The sequence below is a fragment of the Bradyrhizobium sp. USDA 3650 genome (genome assembly GCF_054057395.1).
In genome coordinates, this window is the sequence record NZ_JBSRZG010000001.1 from 2494209 (window position 1) to 2513571 (window position 19363).

Below are 19363 nucleotides of genomic sequence, written 5' to 3' on the forward strand. Positions count from 1 at the left end.
CGATTAACCAACTGAAGGCCTGTTGGCAATCACGACCGCGTCAACCGTGTCCTGTAGCCAGCGGCGCCCGGACGCAATCTCTTCAGGCGACAGATTTTTGACCCAGCTAATATGCGGGCCGGGGTCGCTGTTCAATTGAAGAGGACAATCGATTGCTGGAAATTTGATCGGTGGAAGCGGTTGGCCGAGAAACTGACCAAGTCGCACCCATCGCTCAGCAATGTTGCCGTCCAGCAACGCGATCGCGGCATCGAGCGTCAGACGCTGGGGTAGCGAAACATCATCGTCGGGCACACGTGCCTTGCGCATTCGTCGATACCATGCCTGCAGCGCGACCAGGTGACCGATATATTCGAGGTTTCTTTCAACGCGATCGGCGGCTTTTCTGGGTGCCGCGAATCCCCAAGGCGCGTCCACCTCGCGCTGCGATTCGGAACGAATACGTTTGGTCGCAACGTCCGAGCGAATAACCTGCCCGGCCGTAGTGAAAGATCCAAAGCCTATTCGAGTGGGTCCCACCATTCCGCTACTGCCCCCGATGAAGATCCGTTCTTCCCGGAGGAAAACACCGTCCGGAACTCCGCCAAACAGTGATGCGGTCGCTTTGTCGCCACTCTCGCCCCATGGCGTGAAATTGAAATGAATAAACCCGCTTCCAACTTCGGTGTGATTTGAGCGGGACCGTCCACCTGAAACCAGACAGTCGCAGCAATTGATAAGCGATCCAAGTGTGACGAAGCTCATCAGTACAGTCTGCTTCAGGCCCACCGCGTGGGCCGTGGAGGCCTCCTCCTCGAGCAGCGTCCCCTCGCGCACGTGGCCGTTTGCACCAATTCGCGCTTTGGTGAGCAAGACCGAGCCGGTTACATAGCCACTTGCGATCTCAGCACTCTCACCAATGACCGATTCGATCACCGTCGCCGGCCCCTCGCTCCCGATTTTCGCGCGCGGCCCAACAAGCGTTTTGCGCCCCGCCAGACGAGTGCCAGGAAACAGTATGGCTTCGGGAAACACGCGGTCGAGGTCGACATCGTCGTCTAGAAAAGTCTGGCGCGGATCGACGACGTTAACTCCCTTATCGCTGAGCTGCCGGAGGCGGGCATCTTGCAACGAAGGCGTCATGTGCTTTTCCTAGGCCTGTAAAAGGCTAATCGGCGGGAAGCGATGGGAATGTGAGGCTCTTCTGAGGGGCACGCAGATCCGCAGGGGCTGGCAAGTATCGCTGGAACGACAACGGCAATATCGACGCATGCCAATTATATTGTCAAAGAAACGACAACACGGTAGGATTACGGCGATTTAGCATATTTTTTCTTTGGTTGATGATGCGTATTGCTGGCTCTGTACTTCTGCTCATCGGGTTAATTCTTTGTGCTTCCATCGATTGGGCTGCGGTCGGGTTCGTGACGATGGGAGCCGGCCTGCTTGTCTTGCAAGCTGCTGAAAGGAAGCAAGAGGCAATAAAACTGCAGGACGTTCGATCGCCGATCGGACCGATTGTGCGACCTGTCGGCCGGACCGCCGACTGCGAGCAGTCGACGAGCTTCGATCGGGACCGCTGGCGACACTTGGCTGAAGGCGATCGCGACATCGCGCAGGCCGAGGCAATTTTAGCAAGATGCGGCGCAAAGTACGCACAACAGTTCGCCAGAACCTACCTGATATTCGAAAACAGGGCACTTCTATCGAGCATATTGAGCACGATAGTTGCGTCTTACAGGCTCGATTCCGGGCTTGATGGCGATGTTGGAGCTAAGACGATCGCCAATTTCTCCGTCGACATGCAGGATTCCGCGGCGATTTTCGATCAATCGCCGGCAGGCCTGACACCAGCGCCGCGACCAGATCGTTCGGAACCAGCGATCGAGGAGAAACGGACGAACGCCCCCGTGGTGCTTACAACACGCGAGCAAGACGGAGCGCCTGACGCTGTACGGATTGACCACGATGCTGACGAGCCGGAGGCACCTTCGCCGGCCGAAAACGATACCACGGAAAACCTCCGGCAACTCCTCGAATGGCTCGATCGACCTGCCGCGCAAAAATAGCGATCGTCCGTGCCAGCAGCCGGATGCGCGCGGTCGCAACGAAGTTGGAGCGCGAAGATTAGGCGTAGCAACGGACGATCACACCTAGGTGTCAGGACACTCGGTATAGAAAACGCCATTGGCCGCAGAAATACTTTCCAGGCATTGGCGCTTGTCCGTGATCGGGCCTGCAACTGAAAATTCAAAGGACTTCCCCTGTACAATGAGCGCGTAGCGCCCAGCAGGAAGTGATTTTCCTGACTCCCGGGATCGAATCTCGTACATCTGCGGATTCCCTTGCAAAGGAATCGTCTGATAAGGAACAGAGATGTTGCGGATGACCCAGGTGCCGCCTTTCTGCGCGACGACCGGCTTGCCCGACGAGTCAAAATTCGTTGCCTGCCTCACCTGCGCAATCACGCGCACCTCAACCGATTCGTGCGCGCCCTGCCCGTCCTTGTCGAATACTATGAAATGTGCGTTGCCATCTGGAAGCATCGTTTCGCTGGGCTTGGTAATCGCAGCCGAAATGGCAACGCGTGGATCCGGGGCATGCCCGGGCAACATCTGGAGCGCAAGGAGTTTGCCGCCCTGCTCCGCATATACCCCGTATGCCGCTGGGAGCGGCCTGCTCTCGTGGATTGCCTTTTCGACCGTTGGACCTTGAGAACTCTTGTTGTGGACCGAGAGTTCAGTCTTGGGCTGGATCGGCTCTGGCCTTTGAGGCGTCGGCAATGACGTCCGTCCTGCGAACGTGATCGCCCAAACAACAACGCCGGCGACGAAGCAGAACATTGCCAAGTGGCGTAAAGAGAGGGCCGGCAAAAGTTGCGATTGCCCCATCAACATGCGTCGAGAACCTCGCACATTCTCGACGGGTGATGATCCGCCAAATTCATATTCGTTGTCGGCTGCCAAGATGCTCGTCTTATCAGCGACGGTCGCGGCTATGCGGAAGGAGCGTTCAGGTATCGCAGCAGAGCGGATCTTGTCGTGAACGATCGGACCGCCCTTCGCATTCGCTTCAACGCCCGCAATCGCGACTTCTAGCGCCAGCGCCAGTCGTTGCTGCTCAGCCGGATCGCCGGCTTGCAATTGCTCAAGCTTCTGCCGCGCCAACTCATAGATAACCTGGCGCAGTTGCTCCGGATCTCCCTGCACGGCGTCAATTGTGCGAGCCAGAACGAGCGCAAATTCCACTTCTGGATGTGCGGTATTCGCGATGCCTGCCGCAGTTCTAGTTGGCTCCAACGTCATCAAATGGGCTTCTATCCAGCTCAGATTTGGTCAACCTAATGCGGCGAAGGCACAGAGGCAAAGCCAGCTAGGGGCACTGCGCCGCACGACCAGGAGTTTAGGCGTTTTCGGGGGCGCTAACCGCAAGGCGGCTGACCGCTGCGCCAGCCAGACAAGGGCGCTTGAGCATATAGTAACCGGGGCCGCCACAGGCGCCATGTTAGCCCGTGTGGCCGGGAAGGCCTGTTTGCCGGTGACCGCGCGGATCCCGGCAAACACTTCGGACCGATGAATTGACAGCCTCCCGGCTCACCGTCGTGCGATGCAGTCCAGAAAGCGTTCCCGAATTCTGATCAAACCGAGCCTGGACCCACGACGTTCCGGGCGTCGAAGCGACCTCTCTCATTGGTTGCACATCGAGCATGCGCTCGCTACAATTCTAGAATTGCTCCCTTATTGCTCTATTCATCACATTGTCGGCGGGCCTGATTGATGGCCAAAGAAATTGCAGCGGACAAGCTTCTGGTCGAAAAGGCGCTCGTGAGTGCCAAGCACGCCTTGCTCGTGGTCCGTCACGCCAAACTGTCCGACCGACGCGCCGCCATCAAAATGGTCGAGCAGCTCCTGGCTGACGCTTCGGATTACAAGGAGAGCGCTGTCGTACCCGGCGGAGTCGATGCCTATCTTGCGGCTTGGGCCGCGATAGACGAACTTGTTCAATCGCTCCGGTCGACCGGGGCGGATAGCGCTCCTTTGTGGAGCAAATCTATCGCCGCGATCGAAACCTGGCGAGATGTGCTGACGAAGTCAAATTAAGGAAACGGACCGACATTCTCTGAACGGAAGGCACGTCATGGACAACTGCACGCGGATCTGCACTGTACGTTCAGGCATTTCCGTTATTTCTGGCAGTTGAGAGCTGTTAGACGACGACTGGCGGCAGACCTGTGCATGCGTCTCCGTGCAAATGTCTGTGGCTCGACTGTGCGACCGCCCGACAAAACCTTACCACGCGGCCAACTCTGGCCTGCCGGATCGGGATGCATTGAACACTCAACGGTCGGATGCTTGTTTCCGCCTGAACGTTCGATGCTGCCCGCCGCGAGTCGCATGGGCTTCGCAATATCGGCAAGCTTCTAGCCGAATGGATTACGGCCGCGAGATCAAGAACTGGTTCAGCTTCTTGCCTGCCCCAAGCTGGGCCGTCAGCCAGCGCGGCTGTTTCCCGCGCCCAGACCAGGTCTCCTTGGGATTTTTGGGATTTCTATATTTAGGCAGCACTTTCGGATATGGGCGACGGTGACCATCCCTCCCGCCCCTCTTAGTAGTTGCCATTTTTATCTTCTGAAGTCGCTCTTCGAGTTTGGCCTTTTCTACCTCGATCTTTCTGCTCAACTCGGAGGTGACCTCCTCGTGCAGAAGCCAGAGCTCATCCACGGACAACACTTTCAACTGGCCGTAATCCATAATCCCTCACGCGAATCCAAGCCTCTTCGTGACGCACATCAATGCGCCCAACGATTTAATTAAGCAAGATTGAAATCTCTAGAGATACACGTTCTGAGACGCGGACCATAAGAAAAAACGGTCCAAGCCGCCGATGGTTCCGGGGTTTTCCTTGAGCCACATTTTGACTCATTTTGGAAGGCAACCGGGCTTTCGGACTGGCGGCGCCAACGGGTATTCAAATAGAGGCGCCGCGGCACTCACCTGCGCAGATCACAACAGCGTGCGCAATGGAGTTTGGGCATTTAAATGTGTTTGCATTGGCCCACGCCGCTGACCGCAATCGCCGCTTACGTGAGACAATCGACGCATTCGGACATATTTCTGGTGGATGGAGGCGCGCCGCGCAGTTGTTGGAGCGCCTGACTGGACAGGTTTTCCCTGCAATGTCTCGCGACCAAGGATCGCCATCTACGACGATCCAGAGCACGCGACGTCTCTGGCGGCGCGGACATATTGACCGTCATTCAGCCAAACAAGGGCCCGGCGTGGCGCCGCCAGAGCAAAAGCGAACTGCCACTTCGAGCCAAGCATTGACTTTGGGGAGCCGCACGGAGCGATCGATTTGGCCTTCGCCTTCAGACCGTCGACACCTCGGATTGACGAGGCATGAGCCCGCTGAAAAGTGATTAGAACATTCCGATGCAGAAGCACAGCTAGTGCTTCATGCGTCCGTTGCCGAATATGAAAGCAGCTTGGAAGACGGGCCCTTCTTCAGTGCGAACCTCGATAGCCATGTCACGCCGATCTGCGGCGAGATCATCTTTAATCATGCCGGCGAGCGATTGTGTGGCTTCGATTTCGGCTGCCTTTTCGTCAGCCAAGTCTTGCCCGATGTCGTCAGGATAGAGATCACATCCGTCCCGAATGTCGAAAAAATAGCGGGTCATTCCAATATGCCCGAACGGAAATGAATCGAGCTCAAGGGCTCTGCACAAAGCAATGCAAGCTAAAGCGGCGAAACGACGAAAGCCACCCCAAAAGTCTGCGGCTTTCGCATCGCACATCCATGATGTTAAATAAATTAACTTGTAATTTAAAATCAGATATTTAACTGTAACGCATCGGCATCGCCGCCATGACGCCGAACGCACATGTCAGTATTTTCGGATCAATCCAAGAACCTTGGTAGCATTTCAAAACATCTGCAATGCACTGATTTTAAAAAACAGCGAAACCGGCCCAATCTCGGCGTTACCGGCTCGGGTAGTTGATGCGGGTTATCACCGCCTCACAAAGCGGCCTCAAGCTCCCATCGCCAGTCCCAGTGAACGTGGTCCTCGCTGATCCTTTCCACCTTTCAGGACTACACCGGATCACGTGGGATCGCTCCGTCCTTGGCATACCCGATGATCGGATGAGCCAACGCACCGTTTGGCCATGCGCTCGAAGCCCGCCCATCTGATCCGACGGAAGCGCAAGACCTCCCGCAAGCGCTCCAACTGGCCTGGGTCTCACGGCCCAATCTCCTGCTTGCTTTAGCGAAAGCGTACTCCACTCTCGCCAATTCAGCCGGTAACAAGGATCCATTGAAATTGGTTCCATTTATGCTAGACATCGAATGGCTTGGTTGCAACTACTTGACATGGCAAGGTTCGCCTCACGGAGATGCTTCGGAACCGCCCTATCGCTGGATCCTGGCTGTGAGCAGCAGGCTTGCGACCGGGGCGCGCACCGAATTCGCACCCCGCGATCAAGCCGGCACGCAGGCTCACTGCTGAAAGTCCAACGGACCATTCTCCGCACTGCGACAAGACAGCTGGAATACAGGGCCCATATCCATGGCTGAGCGAGGGAGCACAGCTTCGTGTTGCGCAATAGCTCAGTCGATGGTTACAGGTCTTTGATGGGAGTCGAGACCGCAGCGAACCTTTCTCGACAAGAAGTCCCGAGCACATAAGCGGCGCGGTTTCTTTGGCCTAAGCGCGGCCAGAATATGGTTGCAGCCCCTTGATCTGCGAACATCCAGGAGAGCTGCTGGCCTGCGATCCAGATGGTCTCGCGGCCACGGTCTCGTGTTCGCCGCCGGGCTGCCGGAGCGCTTGCAGTGCCCCTGCCACGACCATCGCAGCCTTTTGAGTTTCTGATCCTCTTCCTCGATCTTGCTTCGGATATGGATGCGTCCGATTTACCTTTTCGTCCAATCAGGCGCGAAGAACTCGCCCGAACGAAGGCCGGAAAGCTCGAAAGGTATGCTGCTATTTCTTGTCGCTGGGCGGTGTTCCGCCGTTTTCGATGCACTCGTCAAGTAGGCCCGCTGGTCGCGGACGTTGCCCTTGACGCTTCCCGCTGTCTGGTCCGATGGCACCCCCGGTGGGAGCGCCGCCACTACCGCCGCTTCACACTTCTTAGCCACTTCTGCTGAGACAGCCCCAGCCTTGTCGCAAGGAGAGCAAACGAAGAGAACGGCGGAACCGACAATCATGAATATGCGCGACATCATGGAAGAAGCTCTCCAATAGCAGCACGATCAACTACCGGACCTGGATGGGCGCTGCAACGTCAAGTCCCTTGGACCTGCTCGCCAACCCTTGCCAGTCCGATTTAGCAAGCGACGCGCGCCCTTCGCCAGCCACCGCTGAACAGTACGCGGGGGACGCGGCGGACCTTGATGCGTCGGAACCTCGATGTGGTTCGCGGAAACAAACGGGTGCCCAGCTCCCGCAGCCGGTTAACGCCGAGGGCCGCGGGACAAGAAGGGCGGGATTGCATGACGGTGCAGGAGGATGACCTTTCCCCAGCGACTGTGTCTATCGCGGGTGTCTGACCGTTATTGGGCGGGACGCCGCCACGTGAGACGGCGCCCCTTGCCGCGCGGTTGCCTTACCTCCGGGCAATCCCACGACTCCGGCAAACATCGGTCCAGACAATTGCGTTCGCAACTCAAACCGCTCGTTAGCCTTACCACGATGCATCGCGCCGTCTAGGCAAGAGCGCGCTCCGGGTTGATCTTGCAGCATTCAACAATGCACGAGCGGTGATGCAGCTTCGGCTTCGGGCGAGCAGGCCCCAATCCGCGACCGCGTTGACCCGACCCGACAATGAATCCCGAGCCCTCAACGCGGTCCATAGCCACGCTCACGTAGCGGCCACAAGAGACGTATGGACGAGCTTCCTACGACCATTCAAAGCTGACGGTCGAATGCGGTCATCATGTCGCGCTGTCGCAATTCTGGCGCCCGTAGCGGCGAAGAGATGGCGCGCTCCGCACCCGTGTCAGCCTGGGAGGACCACCCTGTTCCGATAGTCATGGAGCACCACGCGAGCAGATCCGCCGACCAAAGCTTCTCTCAAGCGCTGCCGAGTCCGACGGGGAGCCAGTCACCTCGAGCCATGGCACTGCTAATCGTAACCCCGACACGGGCATGTCGTCTGCGCAGTTCGTGCAAAACCGGAACTGCGCACTAGTTCACGATCGTTTGCCGGAACGTCGCTGAACGCTAAAATTCGAACTCATCTTGCAACCGCATGTCATCAAAATTTGGATAAAGACTAATGCAGTTCCAAATGGAGAGGACTGAAATGCACTACCCGTCCGATCACGGTTTGCCGTTGGTACAGTTGAAAGAACGACGGCGGGAAATGGTCGTCGCGCTCCAAAATCGGGTCGGCCCGATTCTGAATGAGGAGCTGAATCAGATCGCCGCAATCCAGCTGACCATTTCTGCCTTCGAGGACGTCATTGTCGATCTCGACTATGAGGCTGAAATGGGCTGGGAGGCGGCCGAGCGATCTGGACGTCCCTTTCCTGCGATCGGACGACGAGGGCTCGTTCACTCACCCGTCTAGTCTAGTCAATTTGCTCAGAGCGGCGGGAAGCAATGCCTCGCCCAAGGCTCATTGATTGGAACGGACGATCTAGAGCCTGTTCCAGGTCGTCTTCTAGCGCTTCAAAAAACATTCGTTAAGTTCGATCGCACGGCGGCCGCGATCTTGACGTCGAATGGGTGCGGCTGAACCCTATGGTTACCAAGGTCACGCTTTTTTCCCAGGGCCGCAGCACTTATCATTTGAAATGCCCCGGCTTTTGAACTAAAAATCAACTACTTAATTGACGAGTGATTATTCATTGAGGGCTGGTATGAGTAATGGTAGCCAGATTTCTGTTGGTGCCTTAGACCTTAGAATTCGAAACATCGTTCGGCAGATTAGGGAACTGAACGAACTACAGAAGCGGGTGGACGAGGCTGAAGTGAGAAGCAGGGTTCGGTACGTATCAGCATCGACCCGTCGCTCCCGTGTACGACGGAGCAGTCTGCGTTAGCCGGCTCTCTGGGTTCCCAGGCTCGCCTAGCCCCAACAATCGAAGCGCGCCCCATCCGGTCGAGTTTCCGGCGGGTCCAGGTCACTGCAATGACTGCGTCCTGAAAATCCAAAATCGCCCGCTCTCGCGGAGAATAAAACAGCTTGATAAAGTGTGTTGATGGATCGCCGGAGGTCACGGCGCACTTCGTGACCTTGGCAGCCGCAACGTTGCAAACATTTTTAGGGACGCGTCGCCGGTCGGTTCAGGCCCACACGCTCATCGCCATTGAGCGATGATCCAACCGTCAGCATCACGGCTATCGCCAGCTGACCGGGCCCGGCCTTGCCGGCGAACGCGGTGACCCGCCGCCAGCTACACCACGCTAGGGACACGATCAGCCTAGGTTCAAATCGCAGGTTTGCACGAAAATGCCAAGCGCCGTGGAAGTATATGCCGACCGTGGCCCCTCCGGTCAGGTATGGCGGCACAAGCCACTTTCGTTGCGCAACAGTCCAGTTGGACCGCGTGAGGGCGTCGTCGTGAAGCGCTTAGCCTAGGCAACGCGAGTTGTTGATGTCACGCGAACGCCAATTGAAAGCCCGCAATGCCTCACCTAGTATCGCCGCGTTTTGGCGACCCTTTTTTCTTGTTTGGATTTAGGTGGGATCAGTGCGCAGTGTCAGTGAAATTATGGCGAGCAAGCTCGATCAGCGAATAGAGATCATTGCCAGGCAATTGCGCGAGTTAAACGAACTCCAGAAGCGGGTCGACGACGCAGAAGCAAGGAGCCGCGCCAAACATGGCGCTGCTTCGTCACGACGACCGCCTAGATGGCGCAAGTTGGTACGTCTTCATACTTAGACGCGTGATAGCCAGGCTTGGACCGGTCGGTCCTTACCCCATTCTCACTTGTGCGCGCAGACCGTCTCGCGATTGGATTTTGAAATCGTCCAAACGGCGGCCGGCTTGAAGTTGCGCGACCAGCCAGCGCGGCTGCCTCCCGCGCCCCGCCCAGGTCTCGGAGGGAAATTCAGGATTGCGATATTTCGGAAGCACCGGCGGGTAGGCTCGGCGCGCGGGTTCCGAAACTCCGAGCTTTCTGAGACGCTCCTCAAGACGCAGCTTTTCTTCGCGGACCCTGCGTTCCAGAACCTCTGTCATCTCTGCATACAGAGCCCATAGATCGTCCAGATCAAGGCGCTCCATTTCGGCAACAAATTTCATCGGATCACCCCAGCTTTTTCGCCAAGATCCTGTTAAACGCAGGATTATGGCGACATTTAATTCCTGGTTTGGCCCTTGTATGCTGATTGCAACCTATTTTTGCCCGCTTGGGCGAGCGCTCAGACGCGGAAAATGATTCCGCAGAGTTCGTCCGTTGACCGATTCAGCCCGTCTTCGCCGGAGCGTCTCTGGCAGGATGCGACCTGCGGACCCCGACGTGCCCACACACCGGCTTTAGTGATCACGTCTAGCGGAGCTCAGTCCGCGATTGATCTCCTCGATGACCATCCCTGGCATTTGGAGACCATCCTCCTCTGTTCCTTGCCGCGTCTAAGTTCCGTACCGCAGAACGAAGGATGACCAGATTCGCCGGCCTGCGGAGCGCGGCTCGCCGTCGAAGAGCCCATACCGATCGACATGGTCCCTGCGACCAGCAGTCGAATTCTAGGCAAAAGCCAAGCAACTACTCGACCGATCGTGCGAGGCTGCTCCTCAATATCGAGGGGGTTTGATTCGTACCCGCGCGAATTATTGCTCACGACCTCGTCTTTCGAAGGCCAAACAAAATTGGGTGCGCGGATGTCACCAACTGGTCTGCTTTGCACCAGAAGGAAACCGAAGAGGCCGCCCTGAGAGCTTCCTGCAGAGTTTAAGAACGCATAGCTTCGACAAAATGCGCGATCAAAACCGCAGCACCTATGGCGACGATAAAGGTAAATAGCCAGGTCACGACCGCGCCCGTCTCCGACGACGTTCGAACTGAACGCGCGTCTTCATGCACAGTCAAAAACCAAGCTTGGAGAATCGTCATTCAGTGCCCGTTGGGGATTCGTAGCAACAGATGCGCCCAAATCAGACCATTCTCGATCCCCGATCCGGCTGCCGCTCGCAGCGAACTAGCGTCGCTGCTGGGTTCCGCCCGAGATCGCGCTACCGTCCGGTCGAATGACCGTCGCCCGGCCGCTGCGGTCTCTTGAATAGTAGACGTTGGGCGTCGCCATCGGCGCGACGTGCCCAAGTGGATTCGAGAACGTTGGATTTGGTTGCGTTGGAACAGGCCGTCCCGAACGACCGATGGGTTGGGTCGTTTGAGCGAAGACAGGTGGATGAATAAGAAGCGCGAAGATTACAATGAAGGCGCGGAACATGATTGAGGCGCTCCTGTTTGCGCTTGAGAAGTGCGTCAGCTGACCGCAATCGGCCTTCTGAAGACGGCGCCGCTATTGCGCATTCCAGAAGTGATTGTGCCTCGCTGCAGACCCGCTCGGCAGACTGTCGTTGCCAACCAGTAAATCGACGCCTTCTCCAATATTTTGCGACCTGATCAAGTTCCTCGTCGGGTTACGCGACGACTTTGACCCGGACGCCTAGACCGGCCTGTTCTTCGTAGCTGACCAGGGCAGCGGGCCATCTCTGCAAGCTCGTCGTCAGTGCTTCAGCCATCGTATAGCTGGAGCGAAGCTTGCGCAATCGGTTAGAGACCGCTGCGCTTGGTTACGAGAGATAAGGCAGCTTGATCCGATGGACCAGCTTGCCGTCATACGCGAGCCACCGGATGCAATAATGCCTCCGAGCATGAGCTATCAAACCACGAGCAGGAATTTGAGCTTGGGGAACTGATAACGTTGCTGAGGAGGTTGACGAACGGGTCAACGGTTTGTCGTCACGAGAGATTGTTGGTGGACCTTTGCGTGTTGCGGCCCGCCAGCGTCTCGTCCGACAAAAACGAACTCGAGAGCAGCACCGCTTCCGACCTCCGCTTCAGAAGTTGCTCCAACTCCGCGAGCATCGCGAGCCTCTGCTCGACCTCTGCTATCGACAAAAGCTTGCTATCCTTACACAGGATCTGAGACGGCCTCTTCATCCCCACCCCCCCAAGAGAATGCGGCGGAGAATGCCAATATTCATCACGACCGTCTGTGATATAGATCACCAAACACTTTCATACGGCTATATCAGGCCGAACTGGCCTAAAGCCACCCGCCTTACCCGCGAAGATGTCCACAACGCTGTGTCATGCAAAGGTCTGCAGCGATTAGCCCACACCCAGCTTCAGGTACACCACGAAGAGCACAATAAATACTGGGAGGAAGACGAAAAACCAAACCGCGGTCGTTTCAACGCTTGCGAATTCGCGATTTGGATCGTTCTCGGTATCCATAAAGACGGCTCGCTTTGGGGAAACAAGCCGCCCTCGCCTCGTAACGCGCGCGAGCAATCGTCTACCCCTCCCGCCTGAGTAGAACATGCAGCCGCCGATAGCCGAAGCGGCGGCCATCGCCCGCATGCGCTGGCGAAGGCCGGCATCGTCAGCCTGGGTCGTCCGATATCTCATGGTCATGCGGCAGCAGCCGATGGCTTTACACGCCCGCCGTTCGCTCATCCTATGGGCATCCACCAGATGAGCGACAGCTTTCCGCTTCCCGGCGGGCGTCACCACTTCTTTCCCAGGAGATCTTTCAGCGCCGCATTGTCCAACATGGCGTCTGCCAGAAGCCGCTTCAGCTTCGTGTTCTCGTCTTCCAGCGACCCCAGTCGCTTGGCCTCCGAGACGTCCATTCCGCCGAACCTGGCCTTCCATTTGTAGATGCTGGCATCGCTGACACCATGCTTGCGGCAGAGATCGGCGACCGGAACCCCGGCTTCGTGCTCCTTCAAAATCCCGATGATCTGTTCTTCCGTAAATCGCTTGCGCTTCATGCTCTGGTCCTCGTCTTGGGCCAGAACGAACTTCAAACTGGATTAAGCCCGAGGGGCAAGGTCATCCTCTCCAAGGTACTCGCGGTCTCGGCCGACCGGACGCCCTCCTTGCTCAATTTGATCAAGATCTGGACTCGTCTTCTGTCCATGCCTTCGGCTTGTGGCGCCTCATCACGGCGAGCCTCCTCGCCTGCATTGCAGGGACCGACTAAATAGATTTCGTCACAACGATTCTGGAGCTGGACGCATCCCTCAGCGGACCGGCAATCTCGCAGGTAGCATCCAAGGAAAGTCAGCCACGAGCAGGTTCAAATTGTATTAACGAGGTCGTCGTAGTTTGAACGACAGGACGGGGCCGCGTGGGGAGCAACGCGGTCATGTGCTTGGGGTCGAGGGCTCGCCAGCAGCCAGCCCGGGCGGAGCCCTCCCTCACCCCCGGCTCGTTAAACCCTTCTCACTGCATCGCAGCAGATTCGATATCGCAGTAGCGAAACGTCGCTTGCGGCCGGCCATAAAGCAGCTTGGCCGAATACGCGATCAAACACGCCCTGTCCCGTCTCGCTTTCAAGAATGCATCGGGCCCAACAGGTACGCTCGCCCCGTTCGGGCCGCATGTCATGTCGATCTCCGATCGGAGCAATCATACGGGAAAACCGGCGGGCGCATTCTACATCGAGCAGGCCTGAGGCCAGTCGACAGCGACGACCTCAACTTGGTCGTCGCTGGCGTCTACATGGTAGCCGGTTGGCATGCTGAGACGTCTTGTGCATGACAAAGCTATTGCCGTGCTTTCGCTGCTGGAGATATTCCGTAAGCCAAACACAGCGATCGTTAGGCCGTTGCTCCAACGTGCCTCTCCGGAAATTCAGAGCTCGCTGTCCGCGTTTGGATTTTCACGTGTGCCTCCGACGGCGCAGACCACCGCCAGTTTTATCTGGCCAGCCAGGTCAAAAGGGCTGTCGCAAAGGCCACGATCAGTCCACGCCAAGGTGACGATCGGCGCGCCGCACTGATCGATGACAGACGAGAGTTGAGAACTCGCGAAAATTACCAAACTCGACGGCGAATTCGAGAAAATTACGGATCCTTACTCGGCGCCTTTCCGTATTTGCGATCGTCAAGGCCCATGCACATGGAACTCACAGACTTCCAGTGCTCTGCGGCTTCTTCCACGAGCATCTACATTTGCGCGTTTAGCTAGGCTGGTGATTATGGACGATGATTTTCGCCGAGAACGCCTCAGGACCGTACGAGACCCTGCTGAGAAGGCGACCCCTTCAAGAAGCGGCTTCTTGAGCTGGCGCGTCACTACGAGCAGCGCCTTGCTGTCCATGCAAATGAAAACGCGCCAGGGCAATATTCACGATTGATGCGAGAATAGTCATCCAGCTTTCAGCATCGGAATCGATGTCATGACATTTGATCAGCGGTCCCACGACCGTATCCTTCGTCCTCCTGCACCAAGGCAGCGTTGATCCACCTGGAATTTTAAGATTTGCCCAAGGACGTGCCCTTGACAGAAGTTGCCGGCACGGCTCAATTCACGCCCCCTCAACAGCGGGCCGGCAGCTTTCCTCGAGCTCAAGCCCCACTCGTGAGCGGGCCGCTGAAACCTGGCGGGGAGATCGTCCGTAGCTGGCACCATGCGCAATGGAAAGAGCCGCAGCATGGAAACTTTTGAAAAGCTGCCGCTCGACGAACTGCTGCGCCTGCGGCGCGCTGTACGGGCCTTGATTGAGAAGGAACTCGAGCGAAGGATAGAAGACGCAGCGGCAAAGCAGAAAGCAAAACGTCGGCTGAACTAAGGGCGGCTTTGATGCGGTAGTTCCGGTTCTCGGTTCGAGGCTGACGCCCGGATCGCCACGATCTAACAGTGCTTGTGGGTAGCTTGCACTCCCGTCGCTATTGCGGTTTAATGAGCGGATTTCATCCAACCGGCTTTTTGAATGTGCATCCATCTTTCCGAGTTTGAGGCTGCGATTATCGCCGAGTTACCGCGACTGTGGCGACGACGCTTCGCCAGCGAACTGAAGCGACTTTGTCTGTTGTCGGCGCTCGTTGGCGGCTTGACCGGAGCCGCGGAAGCGCAAACCAGTCTGCAGTTGCGCCCGCATTCTGCATGGGATGGACTGGGGCCCGACCCCGACGCCGCTCAGTCGGTCTCTCGCTTCACGACTGAACGTCGCTCCGCGACACAGAAGTCGAAAGGTCCGCTCAATTCCGCCGGCGAACAGCCGCCCTCCGTGGCGTCGCCCGATCGTTCGCGGAGACCTGATTCTTTCGAGGAGTCCGTCGAACAGGATCAGGAAAATCGTCAACTCAAGCGGGCAACGGAAATCTGCAAACGCTGTTGACGCGAACTTCCCGGTTCATCGTGTAAAAGCCCGCGTTTGCCATCCGCATTATCCGCCAAGCTAATGTGGAGAAGTTTATGATGCAATAATCGATGTGCTTGCGTGCGTTGCGTGACATCAATGCCCAGACCTTGCACTCGGTGCGAGTGTAGGGACAATGCCGCCAATTGGTCAAAACATTTTGCATGAGAGGCGTTGAGTGAGCTGCAGAGTGCGCGTTAGTCCTTATAGAGCTTGTACAGCTCGATCGCTTCCTCCTTGAGACAGTCAGCAAAGCCAGACGCCGACGGGGGTCCGGCCCTTTGTCTTGATCCCGCGCGACACATTGAACAGCGCGTAAGCAGAACTACTGCTCTTGCAGAGGACGCTGCGCAATCTGGTCGTTTACGCCGGGCCGGTCCCTGACACCCGACTTGCGGTGAGGTAGTTCTTGAAAGCGGCCGCAGCGCAGGCAACCCTGGCTATCTGCATCCTTAGCCGACGTTGCACTTACCTCGATCTGCGAAACTGCAACCGCCAGGCACATCGTCCTCATGGCGCCATACTCCCTGCAGAGCACATTGCCACCAAAGCTCTGCCGCTTGGCCGTTTCCGTATGGCCTCCCGAAGCATGCGGAATAGTTCCGGCGGGATGAGGGCACGGAGGCGATGCCCACTTGGCTACAAACGGCACCAACAGTGTCGACTGCCTCGGGAAGACCATCGGGACGACCTAACGCCGCGACACGGTCTGCTTGAGAGGGCAGAACATCAAGACGATCGGTCAGTCCATACTGCCCTTGGCTCCGCGAAGAGATCTGCCAACCGGCCTTATTGCGCAGTAAGGTCGAGGACACGACAATGTTTAATGCATGGGGAATGGTGGGCAGACGGGATGTCGACGAAAGGAAACCTCATCTCGTCGACGCTCTACCGTTGCCGGCGCGCGTGAGGTCCACAAACGTGCGGGTTGCACGGCCTCGAAGAAATCCGGATGCGGACGAAGAACTCAAGGGCGGCACACCAAACAACCACGCCTCAAGAAGCTGAATGACGCGAGGAACAATGTCCTTCAAAGTCGGTTAGTACTAAGCGCTATTCCGGGTGTTGACATGCGCGTCTGCAAGATAGTGTACATGGTGACGATCGCCACCCTTGGCGGTAGCTCTGTCATGGCTGCCGGCGGCGGAAGTCAGGCGGCTGGCGCAGTTAAGCAAGAGCGCTCAAATGTCGTCAACCATGTCTTCATCGTTCGCCAACCGTTTCCAATCCAAGGGGGTCCCGCACCTCCTGTGGCGCCTGTCGGCGTTGCGGATCCAAGTTCCAAGATCAATTCGCGAATAGACAGCAAGATTTACAGCAGATTTTGAAGCGAAGCCCACACCCGTTCTGTCCGACCGGGGTCACGAAATCAACGTGGGGGGACATGCGAGTTTTCGTTGCCTATCCCGCTTGCGATCCTCCTAAGCAGCACATGCGCGTGGAGCCAAGCTTTTTCGCCCGCTAAACAAGATCGTACAAATTGCCCGCGGCGTTGGGGATGCTCGGATTTCCCTGCAGAAAGCTGCCAAGGTTGTTCGCGACACGGCTCGGGCATTAGTCGGTGCGGGTCGGGTCACATGTCTTCGCATATCCATTTCGAGCACGAGCACGGAATTAAGCCCCCGGCGTCCAGCATCTGCTGCATCTGACTTAACAAGTTCCAGAACCGCATGGGCTCGTCAGAAGGTCACATGTCTTCGCATATCCATTTCGAGCACGAGCACGGAATTAAGCCCCCGGCGTCCAGCATCTGCTGCATCTGACTTAACAAGTTCCAGAACCGCATGGGCTCGTCGCCTTGATAAGCCTGCTAGGTGCCTGATCCCGGAGTGTGGGGGATTCAGCCAAGCTGCCCCCTCGTTCCGGCAGGAGTTATGGGACAGATACTTCACGGCAGCGCCACGACCACCCACGCCGTCCGAGCAGCAGTACAGCGATCGAAGCCCCGCTCAAAGACTTAGCCGCTCAGCACGGCCCTAATCAGAAGACAGTCGATAAATGGCGCAAGCGGAACTTTGTTCACGATGCGCGGATGGGTCCGAAGACGTGCGCTCGACGGTGCTGACGGCGGAGGAAGAGGCGATGATCGTCGCGTTCCGAAGCATACACTGCTGCCTCTTGATGGCTGCCTCTACGCCTCGCAAACGACGATACCGTACCTGACGCGGTCATCCTTGCACCGTTGCTTGCAACGCTATGGGATCAGCCGCCTGCCCGAGGTCGCCGGTGACAAGCCCGCCAAGCAGCCGTTCAAGGCCTGTCCTATCGGTTACTTCCATATCGACCTCGCCGAGGTCCGCACTGAGGAGGGCAAACTCTACCTTTTCGTGGCTGTGGACCGCACCTCGAAATATGCCTTTGCTCGACTGATGCAGAAGGCGACTGCCGTCACAGGAACCGAACACTGACGGAGGCCACCGTCCGGCGATACCACTATAAGACCAAGCACCAACTCGTAGATCACCTCGGCGCATTCCTGGACGGCTACAACTTCGCCAAGCGCCTGAAGACGCTACGCGGCCTCACACCTACCGAAGCCATTTGCACAGCTTGGGCAAACGAGCCTGACCGCTTCCGAATCGATCCCATCCACTTGACCTCGGGACTGAACACCTAGATCACTGTTCGTACCAGAGCATCTATTTTCAACTACAGACGAAGCTGCTAAGCTTATCCAACGACGATTTTAAATAGAAGTCGTATTAACCAGACGGACGTTTCCGTCATTCCAATTGTTCTGCCGAGCTTGGCGTGTCGTGCAAGAGCTTGCCAGCGAGCGTCCCGCAAAAGAAATGGTATTGAGTTTAACCGTGTGCCGTCACCTTAATTTCATAGTGCGATTGCCGGGTTTACATGGAGACGCCATCATTGTTGACGCCAGTCGCCTCAACATTTTGGGTCGCAATTTCAATGACCGGTCCATTGGACGCCAGTGGATGCTGGCCGGCGAGCTACCCCTCCCTTGCGGCAGAGGGAAAACTTATTCTGGCATCGCAACGAGCTTTGAGGTTACGATTTCAATGGAAAGTCATTATCCGGGCTGGACGCCGACCGACGATGCGCGATTCAGGCATATGGTCGAGAATGGTGCGTCGGAAGATGATATTGCACTTGCTCTAAGGAGGACTCCTCAACAACTGCGACGACGAGGCTACGATCTTGGCCTGCCGCTAAAATGGTTCAAACAGTTCCGTGCGATTGGCCTGAGTGAACGAGTTGCCTTGAGACGATGAACTAGTCAGGCCAGCATAGTTCAAAATGTCAGCTTATGGAGGATGCTTATTACTTCGTTTGGGTGCTCGACCAATGCGGCAAATGCCTGCCCTCAGATTTGGGCCGGAGATCAATTTGATCGACCCGACTGGCAATTGAAGCATGTCGTGAACAGACGCCAGATCCGAGCGGCCGAGCGCGCGATGTCGCTCAACAGCCTCGCTGCTCGTTACCCACTATCTTGATAGCTGCACGCTCTATTCGCTTTCTAGGAAGCAGCTTGCGATCTTCGAATCCAAGTCTTGCGGGGCAATAGAACTAATTGGATCAGAACGTCCGAGCCCGGCCGATACAAGTGTAGCACCTGACGGTTACTCGGACGATATCGAGGTATGGAGACGCAGCATTAACTTTGGTTGCGCCGTTAGCAACTGAAGACCCGGTGGTTCGAGATAGTCCTGGCACATTAGACATCGGCCCCTCGACCATAGAATAATCATCGATCAATCGTTCAAATTTGCGCGCTCTTGAATGCTGATTGTCGCACGAGGTTGTCGCGTCGCGCACGGAGATTGAGCGCCGGAAGCGGATATGCTGGCTGTTTTACATCGAACACGCCTGCCCTAGCCCTCCTCTCGAAAACGTCGGAGTTCATAGGAACTATGCGGCGCCGAAGGGCCGCGGCAACTGAATTGAGCTGTAGCTTCTTTGCTGGGCGTAAGACGGGGCACTTCTTGCATCGTTGCCACCTTGCGGCGGGGCTGTCTCTTCACTTCGGCTCTGAGTGCCAAAAGATGCCTCCGGGTTCCCGAACTAACTCCTGGACGCTCGATCAA

The 19363-nt window shown here is 56.9% G+C and carries 14 protein-coding genes and 2 pseudogenes; 8 read left to right on the plus strand and 8 right to left on the minus strand.

Translation table 11 applies throughout. The features are described 5' to 3' along the window. Nucleotides 1-3: 3 nt before the first annotated feature. Nucleotides 4-1122, minus strand: a complete 1119-nt coding sequence (locus ACVIN2_RS11740) for a UDP-N-acetylglucosamine pyrophosphorylase (RefSeq protein WP_456765715.1) — start codon at nucleotides 1120-1122, stop codon at nucleotides 4-6. Between the two features lie 197 nt (nucleotides 1123-1319). On the opposite strand from ACVIN2_RS11740, the gene ACVIN2_RS11745 reads away from it, so the two are divergent. Beyond that, nucleotides 1320-2048, plus strand: a complete 729-nt coding sequence (locus tag ACVIN2_RS11745) for a hypothetical protein (protein ID WP_456765716.1) — start codon at nucleotides 1320-1322, stop codon at nucleotides 2046-2048. A gap of 84 nt (nucleotides 2049-2132) precedes the next feature. Here ACVIN2_RS11745 and ACVIN2_RS11750 read toward each other — a convergent pair whose 3' ends face one another. Next, nucleotides 2133-3284 (minus strand): hypothetical protein, encoded by a 1152-nt coding sequence (locus ACVIN2_RS11750; protein WP_456765717.1) that lies wholly within the window; start codon nucleotides 3282-3284, stop codon nucleotides 2133-2135. A 471-nt stretch (nucleotides 3285-3755) separates the two neighbouring features. Between ACVIN2_RS11750 and ACVIN2_RS11755 the strand changes: the two genes are divergently transcribed. Continuing rightward, nucleotides 3756-4079, plus strand: a complete 324-nt coding sequence (locus tag ACVIN2_RS11755; protein WP_456765718.1) for a hypothetical protein — start codon at nucleotides 3756-3758, stop codon at nucleotides 4077-4079. 333 nt (nucleotides 4080-4412) lie between these two features. On the opposite strand, the gene ACVIN2_RS11760 is transcribed toward ACVIN2_RS11755, so the two are convergent. Continuing rightward, nucleotides 4413-4730: an H-NS histone family protein gene (locus ACVIN2_RS11760; protein ID WP_456765719.1), complete on the minus strand. Its 318-nt coding sequence runs from the start codon at nucleotides 4728-4730 to the stop codon at nucleotides 4413-4415. Nucleotides 4731-5425: 695 nt separating this feature from the next. Next, nucleotides 5426-5659, minus strand: a complete 234-nt coding sequence (locus tag ACVIN2_RS11765) for a DUF6894 family protein (RefSeq protein ID WP_456765720.1) — start codon at nucleotides 5657-5659, stop codon at nucleotides 5426-5428. Nucleotides 5660-8291: 2632 nt separating this feature from the next. Between ACVIN2_RS11765 and ACVIN2_RS11770 the strand changes: the two genes are divergently transcribed. Beyond that, nucleotides 8292-8558 (plus strand): hypothetical protein, encoded by a 267-nt coding sequence (locus tag ACVIN2_RS11770; RefSeq protein WP_456765721.1) that lies wholly within the window; start codon nucleotides 8292-8294, stop codon nucleotides 8556-8558. Between the two features lie 1351 nt (nucleotides 8559-9909). Here ACVIN2_RS11770 and ACVIN2_RS11775 read toward each other — a convergent pair. The 4 genes and pseudogenes from ACVIN2_RS11775 to ACVIN2_RS11790 form a co-directional block, all read right to left on the minus strand. After that, entirely contained in the window at nucleotides 9910-10239 is a 330-nt protein-coding gene (locus ACVIN2_RS11775; RefSeq protein WP_456765722.1) for an H-NS histone family protein, read from the minus strand. Nucleotides 10240-11902: 1663 nt separating this feature from the next. Beyond that, entirely contained in the window at nucleotides 11903-12061 is a 159-nt protein-coding gene (locus tag ACVIN2_RS11780) for a hypothetical protein (RefSeq protein ID WP_456765723.1), read from the minus strand. 403 nt (nucleotides 12062-12464) lie between these two features. Continuing rightward, a pseudogene (locus ACVIN2_RS11785) lies at nucleotides 12465-12939 on the minus strand (transposase); the annotation flags it as partial. A gap of 1277 nt (nucleotides 12940-14216) precedes the next feature. After that, the gene (locus ACVIN2_RS11790) at nucleotides 14217-14375 is read right to left on the minus strand and encodes a hypothetical protein (protein WP_456765724.1); all 159 of its coding nucleotides are present in this window, start codon (nucleotides 14373-14375) and stop codon (nucleotides 14217-14219) included. Nucleotides 14376-14606: 231 nt separating this feature from the next. Here ACVIN2_RS11790 and ACVIN2_RS11795 point away from each other — a divergent pair, with 231 nt between their 5' ends. The 5 genes and pseudogenes from ACVIN2_RS11795 (at nucleotide 14607) to ACVIN2_RS11815 (ending at nucleotide 18547) form a co-directional block, all read left to right on the plus strand. Then, complete coding sequence (locus tag ACVIN2_RS11795; RefSeq protein ID WP_456765725.1) at nucleotides 14607-14744, plus strand: hypothetical protein; 138 nt, start codon at nucleotides 14607-14609, stop codon at nucleotides 14742-14744. 141 nt (nucleotides 14745-14885) lie between these two features. Further along, complete coding sequence (locus ACVIN2_RS11800; RefSeq protein ID WP_456765726.1) at nucleotides 14886-15293, plus strand: hypothetical protein; 408 nt, start codon at nucleotides 14886-14888, stop codon at nucleotides 15291-15293. A gap of 1115 nt (nucleotides 15294-16408) precedes the next feature. Beyond that, nucleotides 16409-16642, plus strand: coding sequence for a hypothetical protein (locus tag ACVIN2_RS11805; RefSeq protein WP_456765727.1), 234 nt, complete (start codon nucleotides 16409-16411; stop codon nucleotides 16640-16642). 546 nt (nucleotides 16643-17188) lie between these two features. Next, nucleotides 17189-17931 (plus strand): annotated as a pseudogene (locus tag ACVIN2_RS11810) (IS481 family transposase). A 139-nt stretch (nucleotides 17932-18070) separates the two neighbouring features. Then, nucleotides 18071-18547, plus strand: coding sequence for a hypothetical protein (locus ACVIN2_RS11815; protein WP_456765728.1), 477 nt, complete (start codon nucleotides 18071-18073; stop codon nucleotides 18545-18547). Nucleotides 18548-19363: the final 816 nt, after the last annotated feature.